Below are 1,049 nucleotides of genomic sequence, written 5' to 3'. Positions count from 1 at the left end.
TCCAAGCCATTCATACCCGTTTTCATTGGTCACGTAATCTTTAAGTTCTTTATTTGCCCCACGTACAGACATGCTGAATACATATCCATCTTTGGTCGATAATGTATACCAGATGTTATCTCCAGTGGTCATCCCTTTGTCTGCGACGACAATTGCCCGTTTGACACCGTAATCTAGTTTCATCTTTTTGAGATTCGGACGATACGTCATTGAATCATTGGTGTTGCCGGGAAACAACTGATACGTGATCGGAATCCCTTGATTATCCATAAACAATCCCATTTGCACAATTGGATTGGGGCGATGTTCTTTTGAAACCCCTTTGTGACGGAAGCCTTCTTCATCCACTGTATCTGATTCAAAATAATAATTGGTGACATCATAGAATACACGGGAGGTATCCCGTCCATACTGTTTGGTTATTTGTTTATGCAGCCACTTTAAGACATCATCCCTTTTTTCATTAAAGAAACTAAGGGCGCGGTAGACATCCTGCAGATTGAAGTTATTTCTTTCAAAAAATAAAGAGCGGTTTTCAAAGGATTGATATTTAGAACCCGGATATAAAAGGCGTGTAAAAATCAATAATTTAAAAATGATATTTGCATCAAAGCCGAAGTTACGGCGATGCGAACGATTTTTCCAGAAGGTATGTAGGCCAAGACGATGATAAATAGAGCTAAGGACGACATGTCCGAAATTTTTACGGTATGCTTTTCCTTTTTTCATCTTTTCATTGAGGGACAATTCCAAGTGAATGGGTTCCTTCTGTTCCATTTTTGCGAGCTTTAATTCTTCAATACGCTTTTGAAAGTGAGCGATGGGATCGTCGTACTGCTTTTCTGCCTCATCTAGATACCCTATACTTTCAACTGTAACCTGTCTGGCATATTTCTTTTCTTTATCATAATAGGAATCAACAATACTTAAATGTATCCTGCCATTCTTCGTTTTCGTCTTTTTTAGATACATATCATCACCTGCCTTCCTACTTACTATATCATATTACACACGATTACGCTATCAAAATATAACTAAAAATAAATAAA

The 1,049-nt window shown here is 37.6% G+C and carries 1 protein-coding gene; it reads right to left on the bottom strand.

Translation table 11 applies throughout. The features are described 5' to 3' along the window. Positions 1-972: IS1634 family transposase (locus ABD814_RS13245; protein WP_344914216.1), on the bottom strand; the 972-nt coding region annotated here is incomplete at its 3' end. Positions 973-1,049: the final 77 nt, after the last annotated feature.

This window comes from Amphibacillus indicireducens (assembly GCF_039539605.1).
Taxonomy (GTDB): Bacteria; Bacillota; Bacilli; order Bacillales; family Amphibacillaceae; genus Amphibacillus; species Amphibacillus indicireducens.
This window is presented reverse-complemented; position numbering and strand designations above follow the sequence as displayed.